The sequence below is a fragment of the Marivita sp. genome (assembly GCF_051859345.1).
GTDB lineage: Bacteria > Pseudomonadota > Alphaproteobacteria > Rhodobacterales > Rhodobacteraceae > Marivita.
The window spans coordinates 16,690-36,240 of record NZ_JBHYFV010000039.1; the positions used below are offsets into that span (position 1 = coordinate 16,690).

22 protein-coding genes and 1 tRNA gene are annotated in these 19,551 nt (G+C 61.4%); 10 read left to right on the forward strand and 13 right to left on the reverse strand.

Features of this window, described 5'->3' with window-relative positions; translation table 11 throughout:
* Positions 1-11 precede the first annotated feature (11 nt).
* Positions 12-767: a hypothetical protein gene (locus ACTIEN_RS18400; protein ID WP_439524614.1), complete on the forward strand. Its 756-nt coding sequence runs from the start codon at positions 12-14 to the stop codon at positions 765-767.
* On the opposite strand, the gene ACTIEN_RS18405 is transcribed toward ACTIEN_RS18400, so the two are convergent.
* The 4 genes from ACTIEN_RS18405 to gspL are packed head-to-tail and all read right to left on the reverse strand — an operon-like array spanning position 768 to position 4,948.
* Positions 768-1,976 carry a type II secretion system F family protein gene (locus tag ACTIEN_RS18405; protein WP_439524615.1) on the reverse strand — a complete coding sequence of 403 codons (1,209 nt, stop codon included), beginning with the start codon at positions 1,974-1,976 and terminating at the stop codon, positions 768-770. It abuts the gene before it with no gap.
* A 1-nt stretch (position 1,977) separates the two neighbouring features.
* Positions 1,978-3,465, reverse strand: a complete 1,488-nt coding sequence (locus tag ACTIEN_RS18410) for a GspE/PulE family protein (protein WP_439524616.1) — start codon at positions 3,463-3,465, stop codon at positions 1,978-1,980.
* Positions 3,462-3,920, reverse strand: coding sequence for a type II secretion system protein GspM (gene gspM, locus ACTIEN_RS18415; RefSeq protein WP_439524617.1), 459 nt, complete (start codon positions 3,918-3,920; stop codon positions 3,462-3,464). The genes ACTIEN_RS18410 and gspM overlap by 4 nt, the downstream gene beginning before the upstream one ends.
* A complete protein-coding gene (gene gspL / locus ACTIEN_RS18420) occupies positions 3,917-4,948 on the reverse strand; it encodes a type II secretion system protein GspL (protein WP_439524618.1) in 1,032 nt (343 codons plus the stop codon). The genes gspM and gspL overlap by 4 nt, the downstream gene beginning before the upstream one ends.
* A gap of 187 nt (positions 4,949-5,135) precedes the next feature.
* On the opposite strand from gspL, the gene gspG reads away from it, so the two are divergent.
* The 5 genes from gspG to gspD are packed head-to-tail and all read left to right on the forward strand — an operon-like array spanning position 5,136 to position 9,297.
* Entirely contained in the window at positions 5,136-5,615 is a 480-nt protein-coding gene (gene gspG / locus ACTIEN_RS18425) for a type II secretion system major pseudopilin GspG (protein WP_439524619.1), read from the forward strand.
* Positions 5,608-6,087, forward strand: a complete 480-nt coding sequence (locus ACTIEN_RS18430) for a pilus assembly FimT family protein (protein ID WP_439524620.1) — start codon at positions 5,608-5,610, stop codon at positions 6,085-6,087. The genes gspG and ACTIEN_RS18430 overlap by 8 nt, the downstream gene beginning before the upstream one ends.
* On the forward strand, positions 6,084-6,476 hold the full coding sequence (gspI, locus tag ACTIEN_RS18435) for a type II secretion system minor pseudopilin GspI (protein ID WP_439524621.1): 393 nt from the start codon (positions 6,084-6,086) through the stop codon (positions 6,474-6,476). The genes ACTIEN_RS18430 and gspI overlap by 4 nt, the downstream gene beginning before the upstream one ends.
* Positions 6,473-7,354 carry a type II secretion system protein N gene (locus ACTIEN_RS18440; RefSeq protein WP_439524622.1) on the forward strand — a complete coding sequence of 294 codons (882 nt, stop codon included), beginning with the start codon at positions 6,473-6,475 and terminating at the stop codon, positions 7,352-7,354. Before gspI ends, ACTIEN_RS18440 begins: the two co-directional genes overlap by 4 nt.
* A 20-nt stretch (positions 7,355-7,374) precedes the next feature.
* On the forward strand, positions 7,375-9,297 hold the full coding sequence (gene gspD / locus ACTIEN_RS18445) for a type II secretion system secretin GspD (RefSeq protein WP_439524623.1): 1,923 nt from the start codon (positions 7,375-7,377) through the stop codon (positions 9,295-9,297).
* Here gspD and ACTIEN_RS18450 read toward each other — a convergent pair.
* Positions 9,291-10,112: a DUF4198 domain-containing protein gene (locus ACTIEN_RS18450; protein WP_439524624.1), complete on the reverse strand. Its 822-nt coding sequence runs from the start codon at positions 10,110-10,112 to the stop codon at positions 9,291-9,293. The genes gspD and ACTIEN_RS18450 overlap by 7 nt on opposite strands.
* Before the next feature lie 20 nt (positions 10,113-10,132).
* Between ACTIEN_RS18450 and ACTIEN_RS18455 the strand changes: the two genes are divergently transcribed.
* Together ACTIEN_RS18455 and ACTIEN_RS18460 are read left to right on the forward strand one after the other, a co-directional pair.
* Complete coding sequence (locus ACTIEN_RS18455; protein WP_439524625.1) at positions 10,133-10,966, forward strand: sigma-70 family RNA polymerase sigma factor; 834 nt, start codon at positions 10,133-10,135, stop codon at positions 10,964-10,966.
* On the forward strand, positions 10,963-11,661 hold the full coding sequence (locus ACTIEN_RS18460; protein WP_439524626.1) for an anti-sigma factor: 699 nt from the start codon (positions 10,963-10,965) through the stop codon (positions 11,659-11,661). Before ACTIEN_RS18455 ends, ACTIEN_RS18460 begins: the two co-directional genes overlap by 4 nt.
* Before the next feature lie 71 nt (positions 11,662-11,732).
* Here ACTIEN_RS18460 and iolB read toward each other — a convergent pair whose 3' ends face one another.
* Genes iolB through iolG form a run of 5 tightly spaced genes read right to left on the reverse strand, consistent with a single transcriptional unit; the run spans position 11,733 to position 17,463 of the window.
* Positions 11,733-12,539: a 5-deoxy-glucuronate isomerase gene (gene iolB, locus ACTIEN_RS18465; RefSeq protein WP_439524627.1), complete on the reverse strand. Its 807-nt coding sequence runs from the start codon at positions 12,537-12,539 to the stop codon at positions 11,733-11,735.
* An 8-nt stretch (positions 12,540-12,547) separates the two neighbouring features.
* Positions 12,548-13,453: a myo-inosose-2 dehydratase gene (iolE, locus tag ACTIEN_RS18470; RefSeq protein ID WP_439524628.1), complete on the reverse strand. Its 906-nt coding sequence runs from the start codon at positions 13,451-13,453 to the stop codon at positions 12,548-12,550.
* Complete coding sequence (gene iolD / locus ACTIEN_RS18475) at positions 13,453-15,285, reverse strand: 3D-(3,5/4)-trihydroxycyclohexane-1,2-dione acylhydrolase (decyclizing) (protein ID WP_439524629.1); 1,833 nt, start codon at positions 15,283-15,285, stop codon at positions 13,453-13,455. Before iolD ends, iolE begins: the two co-directional genes overlap by 1 nt.
* Complete coding sequence (locus tag ACTIEN_RS18480) at positions 15,282-16,475, reverse strand: PfkB family carbohydrate kinase (protein ID WP_439524630.1); 1,194 nt, start codon at positions 16,473-16,475, stop codon at positions 15,282-15,284. The genes iolD and ACTIEN_RS18480 overlap by 4 nt, the downstream gene beginning before the upstream one ends.
* Positions 16,468-17,463 (reverse strand): inositol 2-dehydrogenase, encoded by a 996-nt coding sequence (gene iolG, locus ACTIEN_RS18485; RefSeq protein WP_439524631.1) that lies wholly within the window; start codon positions 17,461-17,463, stop codon positions 16,468-16,470. The genes ACTIEN_RS18480 and iolG overlap by 8 nt, the downstream gene beginning before the upstream one ends.
* A gap of 40 nt (positions 17,464-17,503) precedes the next feature.
* Here iolG and ACTIEN_RS18490 point away from each other — a divergent pair, with 40 nt between their 5' ends.
* Together ACTIEN_RS18490 and ACTIEN_RS18495 are read left to right on the forward strand one after the other, a co-directional pair.
* Positions 17,504-17,887, forward strand: coding sequence for a hypothetical protein (locus tag ACTIEN_RS18490; protein ID WP_439524632.1), 384 nt, complete (start codon positions 17,504-17,506; stop codon positions 17,885-17,887).
* Positions 17,887-18,222 carry a hypothetical protein gene (locus ACTIEN_RS18495; protein ID WP_439524633.1) on the forward strand — a complete coding sequence of 112 codons (336 nt, stop codon included), beginning with the start codon at positions 17,887-17,889 and terminating at the stop codon, positions 18,220-18,222. Before ACTIEN_RS18490 ends, ACTIEN_RS18495 begins: the two co-directional genes overlap by 1 nt.
* 187 nt (positions 18,223-18,409) lie before the next feature.
* Here ACTIEN_RS18495 and ACTIEN_RS18500 read toward each other — a convergent pair.
* The 3 genes from ACTIEN_RS18500 to ACTIEN_RS18510 all read right to left on the reverse strand — a co-directional run.
* Positions 18,410-18,485 (reverse strand) — tRNA-Trp (locus tag ACTIEN_RS18500).
* Between the two features lie 174 nt (positions 18,486-18,659).
* On the reverse strand, positions 18,660-19,307 hold the full coding sequence (locus tag ACTIEN_RS18505; protein WP_439524634.1) for a CatB-related O-acetyltransferase: 648 nt from the start codon (positions 19,305-19,307) through the stop codon (positions 18,660-18,662).
* A 171-nt stretch (positions 19,308-19,478) separates the two neighbouring features.
* Positions 19,479-19,551: hypothetical protein (locus ACTIEN_RS18510; RefSeq protein WP_439524635.1), on the reverse strand; the 73-nt coding region annotated here is incomplete at its 5' end.

Consider the following 19,551-nt stretch of genomic DNA (forward strand, 5'->3'; position numbering starts at 1 on the left):
GAGTTGCCCACATGCCGACGACATTGACAAAACGGATGCGGCCGAAATCCCGGTCAACAGCCGTCGGCGGGACAGGCCGGTCGCTGTTTCGCGGCTTGGGGCGTCTGGCGCTGGGCGTCGGTCTGACATCTTTGATCCTTGTTTCACTGGTGGGCCTCTGCGCCCTTATGATGCCGGTAACCGTTCTGACACGGAACCTGAATCTTGGTCCATCTGTCGTCGCTGTCTACGGGTCGCTGCGCGAAGGGCGCGCGGATCTGGAAGGTGGCTATCAGCTTGACTGGACCACCGGTCTTGGTCTGCTTCATCTGGCGACCCCTGTCACCCTGACAGGCCCGGATACGCGGATCAACGCCACCCTGCTGTCCGGACCGACCGGGATCAGGCTGGACGGTGCGGACGGTCGTGCGGGACCGGGATTGGCGCAATTGGTGCCGGGGGCGTGGACCTGCGATATGACGGCACGGATCACGGATGTCGGCTTTGCCTGGAGCTGGACCCGCGCCAGCGCGACGGGTGAGGTGGCGACGCCTAAGGGCACCTGCCGCAAGGACGGGCGCGAATTGGCTGTGCCGCCGCTAAACCTGCGGCTTGGCTCGGACGGCAGGGATGCCGTGGCCACGTTAAGTGCCAATGAGACCCCACCGATGGCCGATCTGCGCTTGCGCCGTGACCGGGTGATCGACATTGCCATCCGGCCCGAAGCAGCGGACGTGTTTCCGCAACTGCCGCGCGGCGGTCCGATCAACCTGCAACTGCCGTTCTGATCACCCCGCAAGCGCATTCAGCCCCACAATCGGCATCAGGATCGACATGACCAGAAGCATGACAATTCCCCCCATGATGAGCAAAACCGCCGGTTCCACCAGCGCCACGATGGTCGTCACGGTCGCCTTGAGTGATGCCGCCTGATCGCGCGCCGCGCGGTCAAGGCTATCGCCCAGCGTGCCCCCCGCCTCGCCGCTGGCGATCATCGCGACAAGCATGGGCGGAAACACCTGCGCCGCCTGCACCGACTTGGAAAGCGCGGCACCGTCCTGAACATTGCGGGTGATCTCGGCCACGCGGGACCGGACAAATCGGTTCGGCACCGTGCCCGCCGCCGCCTGCAAGGCATCGGCCAGAGGCACGCCGGATTGCACAAGGGTCGCCAGCGTGCCGGAAAACTGCGCCGCGTTCAGGCGCAACACCAGATGGCGGAAAAGCGGCGCTTGGGTCAGCCATGTGTCCCAGGTCAGCCGGATCTCGGGCACCCGCAACAGCGCCACCAACGCGGCAAGGGTCAGCGTAATCGCTATTGCAGCAGTTATCCCCCAGCGCTGCATCCAGTCCGACACGGCGATCAGCGCCCGCGTCAGGCCGGGCAGTTCCGCACCGCGCGCGGTGAACACCCGCACGATGTCGGGCACCACGAAGGTCAGCAGCGCCACGATCACACCCAGCGACACCAGCGCAAGCAACGCGGGATAGATCAACGCCAGTTGCAAAGTTTGCCGGTTGCGGGCGCGATCCTCGATATGGGTTGCAAGATGCTCCAACACCTGTGCGAGCTTGCCCGCGCTTTCCCCGGCCCGAACCGAGGCGCGGAAATATTCGTCGAACCCCGCGGGCATGGTATCCAGAGCATCGGCAAAGCTGCGCCCGTCGATGATCGCCCCGCGCAAGTCGAGCAAGAGCGATGTGTCACGCGCGCCGGTGAGTTGCTCGGCCACGATCCGGATTGCATCCTCGATCCGCACCTGCGCCCCGACAAGCGTGGCAAGCTGGCGGGTGACGAGAACCTGTTTCTTGAGGCTCAGCCGATGCGACCGGGGTGCGCCCCCTAAACCCACAGATTGTTGCGTCGCCTCGACCGACAAAGGCAGCAGGTTGCGTTTGCGCAAATCGGCGCGAACGGCAGCTTCGCTGGCGGCGTCCAGCAGACCCTTGGTCTTTTTCCCGGTCGGATCGACGGCGCGATAGGTAAACGCGGGCATGTCAGCGATCCCCGGTCAGGCTGTCTTCGCGCACCGCGCGCGCGACTTCGGACACCGTGGTCAGACCATCGCTGATCTTGGCGACACCGTCCTGAAGGATGCTGCGTGAGGTCTTGCGCGCCTCTGCCGTCAACGCGGCCTCGGACGCACCGTCATGGATCATCGCCTGAAGTACCGTTGTGGCCGCGACGATTTCGTAGATCGGCAAACGCCCGCGATAGCCGGTGCCGCCACAGTCTTCACAGCCCTTGGCCTCGAACACCTGCGTTCCAGCGGGCAAAGCCCCCGACAGCAGGGCTTCGTCCGCATCGGTCAGGGAATGCGGCGTGCGGCAGGTCTGACACAGCTTGCGCACCAGACGCTGCGCCATCAGCCCACGCACCATCGGGGCGAGAAGGAACCGTTCGACCCCCATGTCGATCAGTCGCGACACCGCGCCAATGGCGGTATTGGTGTGCAGCGTCGACAGGACCAGATGCCCGGTCATCGCACTTTCGACCGCGATGCGGGCGGTTTCACCATCGCGGATCTCGCCCACCATGATGACATCCGGGTCTTGCCGCAGGATCGCGCGCAGACCACGGGCAAAGGTCATTTCGGTCTTGGCGTTGACCTGAATCTGCCCCACCCCGTCCATCGAATATTCGATCGGATCCTCGACCGTCAGGATATTGCGCTGCCGGTCGTTGAGCGCATGAAGCGCTGCGTAAAGCGAGGTGGTCTTGCCCGACCCGGTTGGTCCGGTGACAAGAACCAAGCCTTCGGGCGCGGTGATGATCCGGTTAAAGGTCTCGCGGTCGGTTTCCGACAGGCCCAGATGCGCAATCCCAAGCTGGGTTTGTCCCCGGTCGAGCAGACGCAGAACCACCCGTTCACCAAATTGCGACGGCAGCGTCGAGATCCGCACGTCAAGCTCGTAACTGCCGACGCGCAAACTGACCCGGCCGTCCTGCGGCAGGCGCTTTTCGGCGATGTCGAGCTTGCCCATCACCTTGAGGCGGCTGGACAATTGACTGGCCAGCGACCGGCGCGGTTCAAGCACTTCGCGCAACACACCGTCGATGCGGAACCGCACGACAAGGCGCTTTTCCTCGACCTCGATATGGATATCCGACGCGCCATCCTTGACCGCCTCCAGAAGCAGCGCGTTGATCAGGCGCACGACGGGGGCATCGTCTTTCTGGTCCAGCAGGTCATCGACCGACGCCGCCGTTTCTGCCAGTGCGCTCAGATCGTCGCGGTCGTCATTGGCCATTTGCGCCGCCTCGGAGGCAGAGTCGCGATAGGCGGCGGAGAGGGCAGCGTCGAAAGTTGCGGGGTCGATAGTTTCGAATGTAATCAACCGCCCCGCCACCCGCTGCGCCTCGATCAAGGCGGGAAGCTGCGCCTCTGCCAGATGGCGGCAAATCGGCATTGCAGCACTATCGGGCATATGGAGCAGGACACCCTGCGCCTTGGCAAAGCTGTAGCTGAGATGGGACACGGTCATCCTGCATCCTCCAAGGTCATCCGCAACGAAACCTGTCCCGGTTCGGTCAGCCGCGACATTTCCACTGACAGGGCGCGCGCGCAGGCGGTTGCCTCAAGTTTAGCGATCCAAAGCATCGCGTCAGCGTACCCTGCGCTTGACACGGTGATGCGCAGCCGCGCGCCTTCGGGGTCAAGCCGCGTCAAGGGGATACCGGCGGTTTCAGCGCTATTGGTGATACGCGGTCCAAGGGCGGCGCCATCCGTACAGGCAGCGACCGGTTTCTGTACGGTTCCGGGGGCTTCGCGCGCAATGTCGATCAGCGACAGATACCGGGCGATGCGGTCGTTCTGATCCGCCCGCTGTTCAATCAACGGCTGCCAGACATACATCCACAGCCCAAGAACCACCAACACCACGCCGCCCCCAGCCAGCAGTCCTTTCTCGCGCAGGGTAAGGCGGGACAACGCCGTCATGGCCGCACCATCAGTTCGGCCCGCGCCGAGCCGGCATCGGCAGTTGCGGACCCGCTTGAGACCGTCAGATCCTGCGCCGCAAGGCTGGCTTCGGCGCGTTGCAATGCTTCGAGATCGGGCGCTTCGACCACCAGCCGCAGGGCGTCTTCGGACCAGCTCAGTTGCCTGATCTGCACCGGCGCGCCATCGCGCAGCCATGCCTGAGACACCCGGTTCATCAGGGGCAGGAAGGACGATCCGGCCTGCGGTTGCGATTGTGCCGCGATCTGGCGCTGTATCAGCGCCGGGCTGGCATCGACAGAGGCATCTGGAATGCGATCGGCCAGAACCGCTGACGCCTCTCCGCGCAATGCGTCAGCAATCGTCGTCTGAGCGCGCAGGTCCGCCATTGCCAGCGCCAGATGCGCAAAGACGGCCAGCGCGACACTTGCCGCGAGCCAACGCAAAGGCCGCTGCAACCCGAGAGAGGGACGATAGTCCCCCTGTCGCAGATCGTATTTTCCCAGAGTGACAGCCTCTGGCATACCTTCGGCTGACTGATCTGTCCAAGTCACCTCGTCAGGCAAAGCAGCGCCGAAACTGACCACCCGTGGCGTGCCCGATGCCTGCCAGAGATGCGCCAGCATGGAGGCCTGCGTGACAAAGCCGGGCCCGTCCGAGGCCCGCACCAGCACGCGGTCGCCCTGTCGAAACGCACGCCAGACCATAATGCCACCCTCCTGCGGGTCGGCAGGCAGCAGCATGTGTTCCGGAATGACACTCCGGTCCGGCTCCGCTGCCAGAACCCGATCCATCACCGCGCGGTCAACGGCGGCTGCAAGAACCTGCCCATCCGGCAAGCGATCAAGGATCACGAAATGCGTCTGGTCCAGCGGGCGGCCGACCACCTCTTCCAACGCAAAGGGAAGCGCCTCGCGCTGTTGTCTGGCGGACCGGATTGGAAGATCCACCACATGAAGCGCCACATATTCGGCCGGAATGACCACAACCTGCTCGTCCAGCCCATCGGGCAGCAAATCAAAGCCCATGTCCGCCACGCCTTTATCACCCGCCTCCGAAGTGGGGCGGTCAGGTTCAAGTTTTTGAGATAATTGCGTTTTTTCGCTTTTCACGGGGCGCGGTCATGTTGTAGGTCTGGTCAGGAAGGCATCGGCTTTTTCCGGTATCGTGGTGGCAACCATAGTAAAGATACGGCTGAAGCAGGAGAAAAGTTTCATGGTCTTCAACAAATTGCGCGCGCTTCGGCGGCGTCATGCCCGCGATCCGCAGGCGGGTGTGACCCTGATCGAAATGATGGTGGTGCTGGTCATCATTGCCGTTGTGGCCGCGATGGTTGTTCCCAATGTGATCGGTCGCCCGGATCAGGCGCGCGCCACCGTCGCGCAAAGCGACTTGCAGTCGATTGCCGGCGCGCTGGAAATCTACCGTCTCGACAACCGCACCTATCCCAGTACCGCGCAGGGGCTTGAAGCCTTGGTCAACCGGCCTTCAGTTCCGCCCGAACCGGTGAACTGGGCCTCGGACGGGTATCTGAGCGTGATGCCCAAAGACCCCTGGGGCGCGGACTATGTCTATCGCTTTCCCGGTCAGTCCGGCCGCTTTGACCTGATCAGCCTTGGCGCGGATGGACAGCCCGGTGGAGACGGTGTGGATGCGGACATCATGTTTGGTGACGTACAGGCCGCCAATGGTTAAGTCCCGGTCCGGCGACAGCGGTGTGACCCTGATCGAGATGCTGGTCGTGCTGAGCCTGATCGCTGTCAGCGCCGGTGTGGTGACGCTTGCCTTGCCGGGCGCGGGACAGGGTCGCACAGTGACACAAGAGGCCAACCTGCTGGCGGCGCGGCTTAACCTTGCGGCTGAGCGAAGCCTGATCGAAGGGCGTCACTTCCGGCTGGACTGGACGACCCAGGGTTATGGATTTGACGAATGGACAGACGATGGATGGAACGATGCCAACGGCGCGCCCTTGTCCGAAGATCACCTTCTGGACCGCGATGCGGTTCTGACCGATGCGGATGGCGCGCGGCAGGGAAGACTGCGTGTCACGCCCGACCTGCTTCCGCCAGAGGCTGGTGTTCTGGAACTGACCCTGAGCGCAGGCACAGCACGGCAAGCGGTGGTGTTTGATGGCATCGTGGCACAGTTAACGACAGGCGCGCCATGACGGGTCGTTTTCCCACCAAGCGCCGTGATGCGCAGGCCGGGTTTACCCTGATCGAAACACTGGTTGCGCTCGCCGTTCTGGCGGTGGGGTCGATGACGCTGCTTGCGGGGGTCGAACGTCATGCCGCCGGAACGCGGGGGCTTGAGGACCGGGTTGTCGCCCGCTGGGTGGCGGAAAACGCGCTGACGGCGGCGTCCCTGAACCTGCCGCTCGAGCCGCAATGGACCCAAGCACTGGGCGTCGACTGGCGGGCCGAGCTTCGCACGCAAGAATTGCCGGGGTCCGGGTTGAGCGCGGTCACAGCCCGCGTTGCGGATGCGGCGGCGGGGCCGGATGCGTCGCTGGTCGCCTTGACCGGCTATCTTGCCCTTGAAGGGGCATCGCAATGACGGCGGCGCGGGTGTGGTTACTTGTCGGGCTGGCGATCTTGATGCTCTTGGCGTCCGTGATCTGGGCGTCGTTGCAACTGGTCTGGCACATGGGCGGGCACACAAATGTGCTGCCGCAAGAAATCGCGACCCCGGTCGCCAGCGATGCGCCCGCAGTCCCGACCGACATCGAGTCCATCATCGCGCTTGCCCCGTTCGGACAGCCAGTATCCGACGCGCCGCAAGCCCCGACCGGAGACCGTTCCACCCTCAACATCACCCTGCGCGGTGTGCTTGTGGACCCGGACCCGACCCGGTCGCGGGCGTTTGTGCAGGCGGGCGGCAGCGTGGACGTGTACCGCGTCGGAGAGACGATCCAGTCGGCAGAACTTGTCGAGGTCGGGACCGACACGATCACGCTGAAATCCGGCGATGAACTGGTGATTGTCGGGTTCGAGGGGATCGAGAACGGCACCGGGACAGCGGACCAGATCGCCGACGCGGACGCCGATACAACCAACGATCCGTTTGCCAGACTGGCGGCGTCGATTGTGCCGGGACAGGGGTCGATCGACCTGCGCGACGGACCACCCCCCGAAACGACGGACGACTATATCAATCTCTGGCGCGACCGGATCGGGCGCAATCCACAGGCGGCGATGGACACGGTGGGCGTCGAGTTGGTGGAAAACGGATACAGGATCAAACCCGATCCGAATATCGGCGTGACTTTGGCTGGGCTACGTCCCGGCGATGTGATAACCAGCCTGAACGGTCAATCCATCGGAGACTTGGACAAGGACCGCCAACTTTACGATGACGTGGCCGCAGCAGGCATAGCGCGCCTTGAAGTTGTTCGGGAGGGCCAGTCACTGTTGCTGACCTTCCCGCTAAGATGACGGGCGCAGGAGGGAGCAGCATGCGCAGACTTTCCATCCTCGCGATGCTGATAGCGGTGTGTCTTCCGGTCCTTGCCGTGGCGCAGGCGCGGGTTCTGGATGATTCCGACGCCGAGTTCGTCATCAACCTGCGCAACACCGATATCGCAGTGCTGGCCGAACAGGTGTCCGAGATCACCGAGCGCACTTTGGTCATCAATCCGGGGTTGAACGGCGAAGTGACGGTGATTTCCGCCAAACCGCTGACGCAATCAGGTGTGTGGCAACTGTTCCAGTCGATGTTGCGGGTACGCGGCTTTGTGGCGGTCGATGCAGGTGTGATCTGGGAAGTTGTCCCCGAGACCGAGGCGCTGGCAAAGGCAGGCGGTCAACCGATCACCGGACGCGCCGGAGAACAGGATGTCATCACCAAGCTGGTTCCACTGGATCGCCTGCCCTCTGCCGAAGCGGTGCGCGTGTTGCGTCCGCTGGTGGCGCAGACCGGCTATATCGAGGCGTTGTCCGATCCGAATGCCATCATCATCACCGATACGCAGGCCAATGTGGATCGCATCATTGCCATTGCGCGCACCTTCGACACCCCTGCCGAACAACGCACCGAGGTGATCCGCTTTTCCTTTGCCGAGGCCGATGCCGTCGCCGCCGCCATGACCGAGGTTCTGGGGTCTTCGGGCACCGGGGCGAAGATCTCGGTCGATGCGGCATCGAACGTGATCCTTGTGCGTGGCACCGAACGCGACATCAGCCAGATCCGGCAATTGGCGCAGGATCTGGATGTTGCCCCCCGGTCCAACCCCCAGGTTCAGAAACGCACGCACCTGTACGAGCTGAAATTCGCCGATGCCGAAGTGGTGGCCGAGATTGTCGCCAACACCCTTCAGGGCGGGACGGACATCGTCAACCCGGTGGCCGAAGCCGTTGACGGAGAGGCCCCGGAAGTCCCGACCGGCCCCGCCCCCGAAGTGTCGGTGCAGGCATCGACCCAGACCAATGCGGTTGTGATCCGGGGTACGTCGGAACAGATACAAGAAGCAGTCAGCCTGATCGCGGCGCTGGATCAGCGCCCGGCACAAGTGATGATCGAAGCGGCGATTGTCGAGGTCAGTGGCGATGTGGCGGAACGTCTTGGGGTTCAGCTTGGTATTGCCGACAACCTGCCGGACCGGGGTATCGCGGCGACCTCGTTTGGCAATGGCGGTCCGTCGCTTGGCAATGTGCTGGCGGCGCTTGGGGTCAGTCAGGCCGCGGGTCTGGCCAGTGGTCTGACCATCGGTGGATCGGCGGACAATTTCGGCATCCTCATTCAGGCTCTGTCGCAATCGACGCAGGCCAACCTGCTGTCGACGCCGTCGATCACCACAACCGACAACAAACCGGCGACCATCGTGGTGGGTCAGAACGTGCCGTTCCGCACCGGATCCTTTGCCACCGATGGCAACACTGCCACGCCCTTTACCACCATCGAACGGCGTGACGTGGGCATCACCATGCAGGTGCTGCCGCGCGTGACGTCGAACGGCATCGTGCGTCTGGACATTGCGCAGGAAGTGTCGAGCCTCGTGAACGCCAATGTCGAAGGCGCGGCGGATCTGATCACCAACCGGCGCGTGATCGAAACGACGGTGCAGGCGCAGGATGGCGGCACCATCGTTCTGGGCGGGCTCATCACCGACGACAACCGCGCCAGCAACGGCAAGGTACCGGGGTTGGGCGACGCGCCGATCATCGGTGGCCTGTTCCGGTCTCGCTCCAAGGATATGACGCGACGCACGCTGTTTGTGTTCCTGCGGCCCACGGTCATCGACAGCCAGAAAAAGGCTCAATCCGTCGCCAACCGGCAGTATCAGCGTGTGCGCAACGCCGATGCATCGGAACCCCCGCGCAGTCTTTTGAAAGAGCGCAAGGTCAATCGCCTGCCGCTCGAGATCAACGGACTTTACTGAGCGTCAGGCACCTGAAAAGTCAGCGACGCCCAAAGCGATTCCCAGACCGCACCGCGGGTCTCGATCACCAGATCGCGGGTCGGTTCCCGCAGGACAACCGCATCGACAAGATAGGTTGCCCCCGGCTTTACGGTAAAATCTGCCTCTCCGTTCTGATCGGATTGCAAGAGAATGGTCGACACCGATCCGTCAGGCGCGCGTTCAAAGACTGTGATCCGGTTTTCCGGCAAGACGGACTCTTGATAGAAAAGCCGCACCGACATTTTGTCCAATAGGGGTCGCGCATAAGGATTGGTCAAGGCCACCAGTTCAAGTTCCATACCCCGAAACGCATCTGCGCCCTGCCCATCTCCGGTCGAGACAAGGCTTTTGGCAAATCGGGAATAGGCTTCCTTGATGGCCGTGTTGGACAGTTTGCGTTCGGCGTGTTGGTCAAGCACCCAATCGTGGCCTTTTTCGTTCACAAAAGACGCGAATTTCTCGTAGGAATCATAGTCGACCGTGCGGTAGGTCGATTGATATAAAAGAGTGAGCAAACCATCCTCTTGTCCGGATGTCGCCAATGCCGGACGATCGCCAAGTCGCCCCCCGAGTTTGGTGACTTGCCCATCGCTCCATGCTTCGGCGCGGACATTCGATTTTTCATTCCACGACAGTGCAAATCCGTCAAATTGCTCACCATTGTAGATATTTGCCCTGATTTCAGCCTGTTGCCGGGCTTCCCATTCAACGGGTTCGATCCAGACTTCATGCCCTTGCGCAGCGATTGCGCTGAACAGGACAGGGATGACGCTCGACAGGATCAACTTTCTCATTTTCAGACCTTTGGATTTGAATGGGTGGATTTAGCGGATACTTTCCGTTTTCTTTCTTCGAAGGATCGGAGTCCCAGGACAGAACTGGACGGGGTGCGAAAAACCAATCATCTTCGTCCCTGCCCGTCCGAGGGTCGGCACATGCCATGCGTTGCGGTTGTCCAAACTCACGAAATCACATAGATCGAAGTTTCAGTTGCACCGAAATTTTTGTCAGCCAGAAGGTGGTTGCAGAAAGCTGTTTGCCGATAGGCAGGGAAAACTACATTCTGGACGAAACGTCGCCTCACGAAAGCAACAGGTTGATGCAAACTGACAGACGACAAGACATCGAAGACATGGTTTCCCGCATCGCGTTGGGCAATCGGGACGCTTTTTCACAGCTCTATGATGCGACGTCCGGGAAACTATTCGCCGTATGCCTGCGTGTCTTGAATGAACGCGCGGCCGCCGAGGATGCAATGCAAGACGCCTATGTCAAGGTCTGGAAGAACGCCGACCGGTATCAGTCGACAGGCCATTCCCCGATGACCTGGCTGATCACGATTGCGCGCAACACGGCGATAGACAGGCTGCGCATGCGAAAGACCGAAAGCGATATTGCCGACTTCAATGAACGCATTGCGGCACCGGGTCCGTCCCCCGAGCAATCCTCTGTTGCTGCTTCCGAAACCAAGCGCATCATCCAATGCCTTGACGAACTGGAAACAGACCGCCGCGCCGCAATCACCGGTGCGTATCTGCAAGGCAAGACCTACCAGGACCTTTCAAACCAATTCGATGTACCGCTCAACACGATGCGGACCTGGCTGCGCAGGGGTCTTGCCGCATTAAGGGAGTGTTTGTTGCGATGACCGAAGACGACGTTCATGACGACGACAACCTGTTGGCTGCGGAATATGCCCTGGGCCTGCTGACCGGCGAAGAACAGGCCGACGCACGGCGGCGTATTGCAGCGGACGATGCCTTTATGCAGGCTGTCACCGCCTGGGAAATCCGGTTTGCGGAACTGGCTGACGAGATCGCTCCTGAAACGCCCAGCGCATCGGCAAAACGCCAACTGCTTGCACGGTTGTTTCCGGAACCTGCACCTGTGCGCTTCTGGCAAAAGACATGGCTCTGGCAAGCCGCCAGCGCGGTGTGCCTGCTGGCTCTGGCCATCTTTTTCATCGCTGATTTTGGGGATCAGACGGGAACGGACGGTCCGCTTTATACCGCCGAAATCGTCGCCGAAGCCGGTGACTTCCGTGTGATTGCGGTTGTCGACAAAACCACCAACGAAGTGATCATGACAAAAACCGAAGGAACGGCGCCTGAAGGGCGCATTCTACAGGTCTGGGCGCATGGCGAAGGCGAACCTGCGATCTCGGTTGGTCTATGGCCGGATGGCGACAGTGTGCGCTTGCCAATGCCCCCAACCATCGCAGAGGTGCGTGGTGTCCTGACCCTGGGTGTCAGCGAAGAACCGCCCGGAGGCTCGCCAACCGGATCGCCATCCGGCCGCGTGTTCGGAACGGTCGACATTCCGGGGGTCACCGACGTTTTCTAGCGCTTTTTCGCGGGTCAAGGACAAGGTGTTCACCGAGACATCCCGCAAGGCCACATGTGGACCCAGGGTGATCAGGCGTCACGCTCCATGATCCATTCGACCTCGGGGGCGGGGACAAAGCGCCATTTGCGCAACGGGCCTGCCATGACGTTGAGGTAATACATCTCGAACCCGTAAGGCGCGCCGCAGGGGTGGTGCCCACGCGGGACACAAACCACATCGCCGTCCGACACCGCCATGGTCTCGTCAAGCTGCCCGTCGTCGGTATAGACGCGCTGGATGCCAAAGCCGGAGGCCGGGTTCAGGCGGTGGTAATAGGTCTCTTCCAGATAGGTGATGCGCGGGTAATCATCTTCGTCGTGGCGGTGGCTCGGGTAGGACGACCAATGGCCCGCTGGCGTAAACACTTCGGTCACCAGAAGGCTGTCGCAATAATCTTCGGTCTCCATCGCGATATTGTTGATATGGCGTGTGTTCGTGCCCTTGCCCCGCTCTGTCAGGGTGATCCCGTCGGGCCCGATCCGACGTGCGTCATGTTCCCCCTTGCCGGGCGCGGTACAAACCGCGACGACACAATCCGTCTTGGCCGTGGCGTGCCATTCGGTTCCGTTCGGCAGGTAAAGGCAATGCGGCGGCGTCTTCTCGAACACATTCATCCGGTCACCCAGCACACCCCAATCCTGCCCGGCGCCAGTGATCTGCGCCTTGCCTTCGACCATCACCAGAACGACCTCCCGGTCGCCTGTCATCTCGGCAGCGGTATCGCCTGCCCTGAGCCGATACAGCGAAAACCCGACATAGCGCCAGCCTGCGCTTTCAGGGGTGATCTGATGGACCTTGCCTCGGGTGCCAAAAGGTTTCCTGAGAAGATCGGGCATATCGGGCCTCATGTCTGGATGGTCAGGCCGGAGCGGCCGCAAATGTTGATGATGTGATCATACCCCATCTTGGAATACGCGAATGGCGGGGCCTTCGCCGGATCTTGTTCGGCTTCGACAACGATCCAGCCATCGTAGTCCATGACTTTCAACTGATCCGTGATCGCCTGAAAGTCGATGATGCCCTGCGGGTCGCCGGGCACAGAAAACACACCCTCCCGGACGCCGTCCAGAAAGCTGCGATCACTTGCGCGCACCCAATTCAAAACCTCGGGACGGACGTCCTTGAAGTGAACATGATGCACCCGGTCGCCCCATTTCTTCAGAACGGCCAAAGGATCCGCACCCGCCATCAAGAGATGACCCGTGTCGAAAAGCAACGTAACCTCCGGGCCCGATCCTTCCATCAGCCAGTCGATATCCTCGGCATCCTGGATCATCGACCCCATGTGATGGTGATAAGACAGGGTCACGCCTTCCTCTTGCGACCACTTGGCCAGATCGGTCAGCCTGGCGGCGTAGGCCAGCACGTCGTCACGATCAAGTTTCGGGCGCTGGCTGACCGGTGTACCAATCTCTCCCTGAACGGTGTTGGAGCATTCGGCATAGACGATGCAGGGTGCGCCAAGGGCGGAGAATTGTTCGACCTGCTTGCGGATCGCGGATTTTTCCTCGTCCAGAGAGCCACGCATCAGATTGCCTGAACACCAGCCGCCGCACAAACTGACACCATAACGGTCCAGATACGCGCGCAAACCTGGCGTATCAGAAGGCATCCGGCGCCCCCGTTCGACGCCCTGGTATCCAATGCGTCCCGCATCCTCCATTGCGCCTTCGGTGGTGAAATCCGCCGTGAGATCGGGCAGGTCGTCATTTTGCCAGGCGATCAGCGAAATACCTATCTTCACAGCCATCAGTCGGCCCTTTGCTTTGTCTTGCTGGCTTCATATGTCGCGCGCGCCGCGTTCACCTCGGCCCGCTGGGATACCTCGGGGACACCGACATCCCACCACGTCCCGCCGGGTTCGGTGGACGGATAAGGGTCGGTGTCGATGACCACAACATAAGGCCCCTTGATGTCCGAGCGTTTTGCAAGCGCGTCTTGCAGGTCCGCGATGGATGACACCTTGACGCTTGTCGCACCCATCGCACCGGCATGTGCCGCAAAATCAATGTTGCTGGGCCGATCATGGATCGTGTGATCCAGCAAATTGTTGAACTCGGCCCCACCGGTGCCCATTTGCAGCCGGTTGATGCAGCCATAGCCGCGATTGTCGGTCACGACGACCGTGAACGAAATCCCCATCATCGCCGCCGTCGCCATTTCCGAATTGGCCATCATGTAGGTGCCATCGCCGGTGAAACAGATCACGTCGCGCGCGGGCTGGGCCATCTTGATGCCCATGGCTCCTGCGATCTCGTACCCCATGCAGGAAAAGCCGTATTCCATGTGATAGGACATGGGCCGCGTCGCTTTCCACAGCTTGTGCAACTCTCCCGGCATGGTCCCGGCGGCGCACATCACCACGGTGTCGTCTGTCGCGCTGCGTTGCACAGCACCGATGACCTGCATATCCGTCGGCAGTTCATTTCCATCCGGCGCATCGGTCAGCGGATCCACCGCCGCGAACCAATCCACCTTCAGCCCGTCCACGCCAGCAGCGGCCTTGTGGTCCGCCAGCGCGGTCGACAATTCGTCCAGACCCACACGGGCATCACTGACAAGCGGCAGAGCGTTGTGCTTGGCTGCATCATAGGCCGCGACGTTCAGGCAGGCGATCTTGCGGTCTGGATGGGCAAACAGCCCCCAACTGCCGGTTGTGAAATCCTGAAACCGCGTGCCGACGCCAAGCACCAGGTCGGCCTCGGCACAGATCGCATTGGCAGGTGCGCCCCCGGTCACACCGATAGGGCCAAGGTTCAGCGGATGATCCCACGGCAGCGCGGATTTGCCGGCCTGCGTCTCGGTCACGGGAATATTGTGTGCTTCGGCAAAGGCGCGCAGCGCATCCGTGGCCCCCGAATAATGCACGCCGCCGCCCGCAACGATCACCGGACGCTTGGCGGCCCTGACGGCGTCTGCCATCGCCGCAAGCTCATCCAGATCGGGACGAATGCGGCGCTGCGCCCAGATTTTGGGTTCGAAAAAGCTGATCGGATAGTCAAACGCCTCGGCCTGCACATCCTGGCAGAACGCCAGACAGACCGGGCCGCAATCGGCGGGGTCGGTCATCACGCGAAACGCACGCGGCAAGGCTGTCAGCAGATGCTCGGGGCGGCTGATCCGGTCGAAATAACGCGTCACCGGGCGGAAGGCATCATTGGCGCTGACCGTGCCATCTCCGAAATCCTCGATCTGCTGCAACACCGGGTCAGGCCCGCGATTTGCAAACACATCACCTGGCACCAGCAAGACCGGCAAGCGGTTCGCATGGGCAAGCGCCGCCGCCGTAACCATGTTCGTCGCCCCCGGCCCAATGGAGGACGACACCATCATCGCGCGTTTGCGGCCCAGTTGCTTTGCGTAGGCGATGGCGCAATGGGCCATCGTCTGTTCATTGTGTCCGCGCCAGGTCGCTAGATCGTCCCGCGCGTGATACAGCGCCTCACCCAACCCGGCCACGTTGCCATGTCCGAAGATCGCCCAGCATCCTGCGATGATCGTTTCACCGTCTTCGTTTTTCTGAGCCGCGATGTATTTCACCATCGCTTGCGCTGCGGTCAGTCGAATGGTCTTCTTGCTCATGTGGCCTCCTCTTGGGCAATGCTACGGGCATTATCCCAAAGTTTGCAAAGTTCCCAATAGCGTTCAGTCATTTGCGCCACCGCCTCGGTATCGGTCATTTCGCCTTTCATCCAGGCGCGGGCCGCATCACCAAAGATCGTGCGGCCTACCGCGAAACCCTTCACCAATGGCTGTCTTGCCGCCAGCGCAAAGCTCGCGGCAAGCGCCTTTTGCGGGGCATCCAGACCCAGCACCACGATACCTCGCGTGCGCGAATCGTTGCGCGTGATCACATCGGCAGCATTGGCCCAGGCCGCCTCTGTCTTGAACGGTTCCAGCTTCCACCAGTCAGGATGAACACCCGCGTCATAAAAGGTCTGGATCAGCGTTGAGGATGTGTCATCATCCACCGGACCAACCTTGGACGGAATGATTTCCAGCAGGAATTCCAGATTGTTGCGCCGCGCGGCGGTGAACATCCGCTTGACCCGCGCGATTTGCATCTTGGCGGTCTTGTCGTCGTCGTCAGGGTGGCAGAAGACCAGCAGCTTGACCACGTTCTCGCGCGCCCATTCGCGCAGACCACCCAGATCTTCACCCAGTTCCGGCTCGAATGCGATGGGGCGCGATCCGGGCAGTTCGGTGGGCCGCCCGATCCAGAGACCCGTGCCGCTGGCGCGATGAAGGGCCGAGCGCCCGATCCGGTTGTCGCACAGATAGTCGATGTCTAGCGCGGTCTGGATGCCCGCGTCGCGCGCGATGTTCAGCGCCTTGAGCGTGGCCGCTTCAACCTGCGGGTTGCTCAGGTGTGTGCCGGTGGCGACAACAGCCCGCGCGCGGCGGATGAAATCGGGGTCGATGTCATCCACCGTCAGGCCCATATCGGCACAGTTCTCGCGGTAGAAGATCAGCGGAAACTGCTCGGAATCGCGAATGCCCAGCAAGACGAGCGCGGTCAGCCTCTCGGGATCGGTGTTGACGCCCTCGCGCTGCAACTGTTCGCGGATGAAGCGGCCCATGTGTTCGTCACCGACTCCGGTGATCACCGCCGATTTCAACCCCAGCCGCGCTGTGCCACAAGCGATATTGGTGGGCGACCCGCCAATATACTTGTCGAACGACCCCATATCTTCGAGCCGCCCGCCGACCTGCGCACCATATAGGTCGACAGATGAGCGTCCAATCGTGATCAGGTCCAGAGTGTCAGACATCGGCCAGTCTCACCGACTGCCCGGACTTGGCAGAGCGTGTCGCCGCTTCGGCCATGGCAAGCGCGGCCACGCCGTCGTCAAGCGACACAGGTACTGGCCCACCTTCCGTCACGGCCTCGACAAAGGCTGTCCATTCGGCGGTATAGGCGGGCATGTAGCGTTCAAGAAAGAAATAAGTCGGCTTTGCCCCCATGACGCCTTGGGTGGTCGATTTCACCACCGTGTTTTCCAGCATGTTCTGCGCCTGAAGCAAACCGTCCGAACCCAAGACCTCGACCCGCTGGTCATAGCCATAGACCGCGCGGCGCGAATTCTTGATGACTGCGATCCGGCCATCGGCATAGGTCAGCGTGACGACGGCGGTATCAACGTCGCCGGCAGCCCCGATCTGCGGGTCTACAATCGAGGACGCGACCGCCAGAACCGACACCGGCGCGGTGCCCATCAGGAAATTCGCCATGTCGAAATCATGGATCATCATGTCACGAAACAACCCGCCCGACACCTTGATATAGGCGACAGGTGGCGGCGCGGGGTCAAAGGACGTGATCGACAATAGCTCTGCCTTGCCGATCTCACCCGCCTCCAGCGCCGTCTTCAACGCGCCGAAATTCGGATCGAACCGGCGGTTGAAACCGATCATCACGGGCTTGCCGTTCCTGGCGGCACTTTCCTGACAGACCCGCGCGCGCTCGAGGCTCAGATCAACCGGCTTTTCACAAAGCACACCCTTACCCGCCGCAGTGGCAGCTTCGATCAGGTCACAATGGGTGTCGGTCGAAGTGGCGATCAGCACCGCGTCGATGCCCGGATCCGCGATGATCTCTTCGGTTGTACGGATCTCTGCGCCATATTGCGTGGCCAGCTTTTGCGCCGCCTCCGGCAGGTAATCCGACACAGCCACAAGCGTGCTCTTGGGGTGCGACGTGATCGCCTTGGCATGAACACCCGCGATCCGTCCCGCGCCGAGAAGTCCTACTTTCATCATTTCACTGTACCTTCAAAAATGGGGTCAGCGACCCGGTATCTTGCTGGAAATCGACCGTCCTTCAGCCGCGATTGTGCGCGCGGCATCAAGAACGGACAATGCGCCACCTTCTGCCGCTGCAATAACGGCGTGTGGGAACGCTGCTCTCCGATTCCGTATCCGACAACGCCGCGCCGCACCATCTGCCTTGAACCCTGTTCAGGAAAGCGTCGAATTCGTCATCCTCGATAGGCACCGTATGTGCGGCAGCGGGGTAGCCACCCGCATCGACATCCGCCTTGTATTCGGAAAAGGCCGCGATCTGCTTAGGTACAGCCCGTTGAAGAAGACGCTTTGCACCTTCGACAACCGTCACATCCGCACCCGCCTTTGCTGCGAACCAAAAGACCAGGGCGAAGAGAACCCACCAATGATGACGACCTGATGGCTTCCACCAAAGATGAACTGACCGAATCTCTATTGAGGGAAAACCCTGACCTCTGCGGCCTGTTCGTCTCGGGGGGCGGCATCACAGGCGCGCTTGCCGCTTTGCGTGACACACCGAAACGGGACGATTTCGGTGCGGTCGGCTATGAGCTTTTTGACGAAATACGCGCCGCATTGATCGACGGCACATTGAAGATGGTCCTCTCACACCCGATGGAGGCTTTCGCCCGCGAGACGATCAACACCCTCATCAAGGCCAAGACGGCCGGGGCCGACGCCGGGGCACAGCGCGTCGCCCTGGGTTTCGACATCTATACATCCGAGGCTATGTGACGCGCGGCACGGATGGGCTGCAATTCGGCGCACGCGACGTATTTGCCCCCTAATGCGCGCTTCCCTACCCAATATCGGGATGCACCATCAGTCGGGGGGGGGCAAGCTCTTGGTCCGGAGTTTCGGCGGTTTGCAAAATCGTGGGACCACGAAGCGACAATTCAATCACCCAAGGCATTGAATTGATTGGCAGGGGCACAGGGACTCGAACCCGGGACCTACGGTTTTGGAGACCGTCGCTCTACCAACTGAGCTATACCCCTATCGCCGACGTGACGGGTATTCCAACCCATTGGCGAAATCAAGGCCAAGAACGCGGTCCGCCGGACAAATTTTCCTCTCTGACGCTTGGTGCCCGACCGACCCTTGCGTTTGCGCGAAGCACCGATAGACGCCGCCAAACCGTCGGCTCCGGTCCCGGAGGTCACAAGAGATGCTCAGCACGCTTCCAGCGCATCAACATCCGCACCGCAAATCGCGGCTTCGGCAGACAGGATTTTCCCGATGGACCAGTTCCACCACGCCACCCGCTCCAGCCGTGCAATGGTCTGTTCGTTGAAACGGCGACGCAGGATTTTCGCCCGGTTTCCCGCAACCACCGAATAGGACGGGACGTTTCCCGACACCACGGCCCCGGCGCCCACGATGACCCCATTTCCAATCCGCGCTCCGGGCAGGATCAGTGCGCCGGTTCCAATCCAGACATCATGGCCAATCCATGTATCCGGTCCCGGATCAGGCATGCTGGGACGCCCAACCGGATCGCCCCCACCAAAAATCATGAACGGAAAGCTCGATATCCCGTCCAGCCGATGATTGGCCGAGGCGGTGATGAACTGTACCCCGCTGGCGATCTGACAGAAGCGCCCGATCTCCAATCGTTCGGGCGACATGGGATAAAGATAAGGTGCCAGATGTGTCGCCCAGTCGTCTGGCGGATGATGTGCGGACGCATAGCTGTAGTCACCCACGCTGATCCGCGGATGATCTATGACAGCTTTGAGGAAAACGGTGCCGTCATGCACGCGGCCATCAGGCAGCAGCACGGGATTTGGCGTGGTCGGGTCGGCAAAGGGTCCGGGCATGGACATACCTCGTGATCTGGTTTCGGAACAGGTCTGGTCAGATCAGGGGTGGTGTCACGTCGCCCTCCATCGGTTGCAGATCTGCACATACACCCAAACCCGCAAAAGCAGAAGGGCCATCCGAATGGATGGCCCTTCCGTAAATCATGGCTGGACTGTCTGATCCACCGCTTACGCGACGATTTTGGACACGACGCCGGAACCGACGGTGCGGCCACCTTCGCGGATGGCGAAGCGCAGGCCG